Source organism: Mesorhizobium sp. M7A.F.Ca.CA.002.15.2.1 (assembly GCF_003998715.1).
Lineage (GTDB): Bacteria > Pseudomonadota > Alphaproteobacteria > Rhizobiales > Rhizobiaceae > Mesorhizobium > Mesorhizobium ciceri.
Map to the genome: position 1 here is coordinate 1 of NZ_RZPI01000538.1, position 3954 is coordinate 3954.

The 3954-nt window shown below is 62.4% G+C and carries 4 protein-coding genes; all 4 read right to left on the minus strand.

The features are described 5' to 3' along the window. A partial coding sequence (locus ENZ74_RS24500; protein ID WP_164761177.1) for an ABC transporter ATP-binding protein occupies positions 1–746 on the minus strand: 746 nt, incomplete at its 3' end. A gap of 84 nt (positions 747–830) precedes the next feature. Then, positions 831–1928, minus strand: a complete 1098-nt coding sequence (locus tag ENZ74_RS24505; RefSeq protein WP_013530248.1) for a polyamine ABC transporter substrate-binding protein — start codon at positions 1926–1928, stop codon at positions 831–833. 340 nt (positions 1929–2268) lie between these two features. Then, complete coding sequence (locus tag ENZ74_RS24510) at positions 2269–3219, minus strand: DMT family transporter (protein WP_063170073.1); 951 nt, start codon at positions 3217–3219, stop codon at positions 2269–2271. 150 nt (positions 3220–3369) lie between these two features. Next, positions 3370–3954, minus strand: a 585-nt coding sequence (locus ENZ74_RS24515) for a short-chain fatty acyl-CoA regulator family protein (RefSeq protein ID WP_164761178.1), incomplete at its 5' end; no start/stop codon positions are given.

Here is a 3954-nt window from a genome sequence, read left to right on the forward strand (position 1 = left end):
ACGAAACGCGATCCCGGCGCCTCGTAAACTTCGGCCGGCGTTGCCACCTGCATCACCTCGCCCTTGTCGATGATGGCGATGCGATCGGCCATGGTCATCGCCTCTTCCTGGTCGTGGGTGACGACGACGAAGGTCAGGCCGAGATTCTGCTGCAGGTCCATCAGTTCGAACTGCGTCTCTTCGCGCAGCTTCTTGTCCAACGCGCCGAGCGGCTCGTCGAGCAGCAGCACCTTCGGCCGCTTGGCGACCGAGCGGGCGAGCGCGACGCGCTGGCGCTGGCCGCCGGACAGTTGATGCGGCTTGCGCTTGGCGAACTGCTCGAGCTTGACCAGCTTCAGCATCTCGGCAACGCGCGATGCGATTTCGGGCTTCGGCATGCCGTCCTGCTTGAGGCCGAAGGCGATGTTGTTCTCGACCGTCATATGCGGGAACAGCGCATAGGACTGGAACATCATGTTGACCGGCCGCCGGTAGGGCGGGATGCCGCGCAGATCCTGGCCATCGAGCAGAATGCGGCCGGCTGTCGGCTCCTCGAAGCCGGCGAGCATCCTGAGCAGCGTCGACTTTCCACAACCGGAAGCACCGAGCAGCGCGAAGAACTCGCGCTCGAAGATGGTCAGAGACAGATTGTTGACGGCGGTGAAGTCACCGAACTTCTTGGTGACGTTGTCGAACTGGATGTACGGCTTGGCGTTCGGGTCGTTCCACGGTGCAAAATCCCTGCGGATGCTGCCAAGCGATTTCATGTCCCACTCCGTCCTGATTTTCTTGCTTCTTGCCCCAGGTAAAAACGGTCCCGGCAGGTGGCTGCCGGGACCGTGTCGGATTGCTTACTGGCCGGTGACGATCTTGGTCCAGGTGCGCGTGATGACGCGCTGGGTCTTGGGATCGTATGGCGAGACGGTGTAGAGCTTCTTTATGGTCTCGGCATCGGGATAAACCGAGGGATCCTCCAACAGTGCCTTGTCGACGAATTGCTGCGAAGCCTTGTTGCCGTTTGCGTAGAGCACGTAGTTCGACGACTTGGCGATAACTTCCGGCTTCATCATGTAGTTGATGAACTCGAGCGCCTCCGCGACATGCGGCGCGTCGGCAGGGATCGCCATCTGGTCGAACCACATCTGCGCACCCTCCTTCGGCACGGAATAGCCGATCTCGACGCCCTGCTTGGCCTCGACCGCGCGGTTGCGGGCCTGGAACACGTCACCCGACCAGCCGACGGCCAGGCAGATATCGCCGTTGGCGAGCGCGTTGATGTATTCGGAGGAATGGAACTTCCTGATATAAGGTCGGACCTTGAGCAAGGTCTCCTCGGCCTTGGCGATATCGTCGGGCGATGTGCTGTTCGGGTCGAGGCCGAGATATTTCAGTGCAGCCGGAATGATGTCGGCCGGCGAGTCCAGCACGTAGACGCCGCAGTCCTTCAGTTTGGCCAGGCTGTCGGGGTTGAAGAAGACATCCCAGCTGTCGATCTTGTCGGTGCCGAGTGCCGCCTGCACCTTCTTGATGTTGTAGCCGATGCCGACCGTGCCCCACATGTAGTTGACCGAGTATTCGTTGCCGGGGTCGTACTTGGCCGTGCGTTCCGAAACCGTATCCCACATGTTGGAAATGTTGGGCAGCTTCGACTTGTCGAGCTTCTGGAACACGCCGGCCTGGATCTGGCGCGCAAGGAAATTGCCGCTGGGCACGACGACGTCATAGCCGCTGCCGCCGGCAAGCAGCTTGGTCTCAAGGATTTCGTTGGAATCGAAGGTATCATAGACGACCTTGATGCCGGTTTCCTTGGTGAAATCGTCGATGATCGAACTGTCGATGTAGTCCGACCAGTTGAAGACGTTGACGACACGATCTTCGGCGTGACCGCCGACGGTGAAAAATGTCAGGAATGCCGACGTTGCCGAAAGCCAGAGCGCTTTGCGGATCATGCTATTCTCCTTTGATGAGTGTTCCTTCACCGGCTCGTCGCGACATCAGCGCGACCGGCATTTTCTTCAGACTATTGAGCTTTCCAAGGGGCGACAAGCGCGAACTGCCGAGACCATGCAGGCGGTTCGATGAGATGGTTGGATGCCCCTGAGGCGGCCTGGGAGGCGTGCCAATACCGTCAGAGGCTTTCGCCATGGCGCGGGCAGAGATACGACGATATGGTCCGGTCCCGATCGGACCGGCTGGGAGACTTGGCAAGATACGCCTGTCTTGTTGTTGCCGTATTCCCAGCCTGCCCGTGCCGCAGCGACGTTGTCAATGGCAAAGCTGCAGGCCGCTTCAATTAGGTGACGGCACCCCGGTGACCCCTGCGCGTTCGGGCCTTGCCTGGCGCTTGAATTCGAGCCCGATATGGACGAGCAGCGCCGTGACCACAACCGCGCCGCCGATGATGGTGCGCCCCGACGGCACCTCGGAATGAATGAGCCAGACCCATATCGGGCCGAGGATCGGCTCGAACGTGCCGAGCAGCGCCGCGATGGCCGCCGGGATCAGTCGCGCGCCGGTGGCGAAGAAGGCCAGGCCGAGGCCGAGATTGACCACGCCGAAGGCAAACAGAAAGCCCATGTCACTGACAGATACGGTGAGGGTCGATGCCTGCGAGACGGCAAAGCCGGCCGCGAGCATGGTGCCGAGGCACGTCGCCGGCGTCATGCGCACGCCGGAGAACCGCCGGGTGATGACGGTGGCGACTGAAAACATGACCGCGATCAACAGCGCCAGCCCATCGCCTATGGGCGAGACGGCGCCATCGAGCGATTCCGACACCATGATGGCGACGCCGGTGATGACGGCGGCGATTGCCACCCAGGTCGCGACACCAACCCTTTCGCGAAACAATGCCCAAGCAAACAGCGCCGCCAGCAACGGCACGCCTGCCTGCATCAAAAGGATGTTAGCGACGGTGGTGTAGGCGAGCGCCACGACGAAGGCGGTCGATGCCGTGGCAAAGCAGATCCCGACGGCAAGGCCGGGCAACCCCATGTCACGGAACAGCTTCAGCATGCCACGCCAGCCGTCACGCCAAACCATGAAGCAGACCAGGAAGGCGGCTGCCCACACGGATCGCCAGAAAATGACCGTCCAGCTGTCACCGACAGTGATGAAGCGGGCGATGGCGCCGCCGAAACTCCACATCAGCGCCGACAGGAAGACCAAAAGCATGCCGACGCGCTCCTCGCGCGGCGAGACGGCTGGCGATGCGACGATCGGCGATGCGGTATCGATCATGGCTGCCACTGTCGGGCTCTTGTGGACGGGACGATGCGCAAGGGACGACAAAAAGATGCTCTGTTGGCGTAACGCAAAGGCGCAGGCCGGAACTGAGCCAGCGGCCGCCGACAATTGTGGCACCTTCCTCCATTTCAGAAGAACACGGCGTCACTGAAAATCGAAAGCACTCAGGCCCGTCACCATCTCGTCGAGGCCGAGCGGGCGCGTCACCGGCGGTTCTGCCCGCGCCAGGCAGCCGACGCGTTCGCAAAGCCGGCAAGCAGGCCCGACCGGCGTCGCCGCGACGGTGCCGGCCTTTGCGGTGATTGCCGCACCGGGCAATGCCGCGCCATAGACGATATCGTCACGAAAGCCGATGTCGCAACCGAGCAGCAGCGCGGTGCGGCGCGGGCGTTCCGAGAATGCGCCTTGCGGCCCTTCCAGCGTGCGGGCGATGCACAGGAACTCGGCGCCGTCGGGCATTTCCACTGCCTCGACGAAGACCTGGCCGGGCTGGGTGAAGGCGACATGCACGGGCAGCTTGGGACAGCCGCCGCCAAAGCGGCTTTGAGGAAAGCCCTGGCTGCCGGCCTTGCGGAAGCGGTTGCCGGCATTGTCGACCTCCAGCATGAAAAACGGCACGCCCGAGGCACCCTGCCGCTGCAGCATGGTCAGCCGGTTGGCCGCCTGTTCGAAGGAGACCCCGAAGCGCGAACGCAGGACATCGATGTCATAGCGGGCGCGCACGGCAGC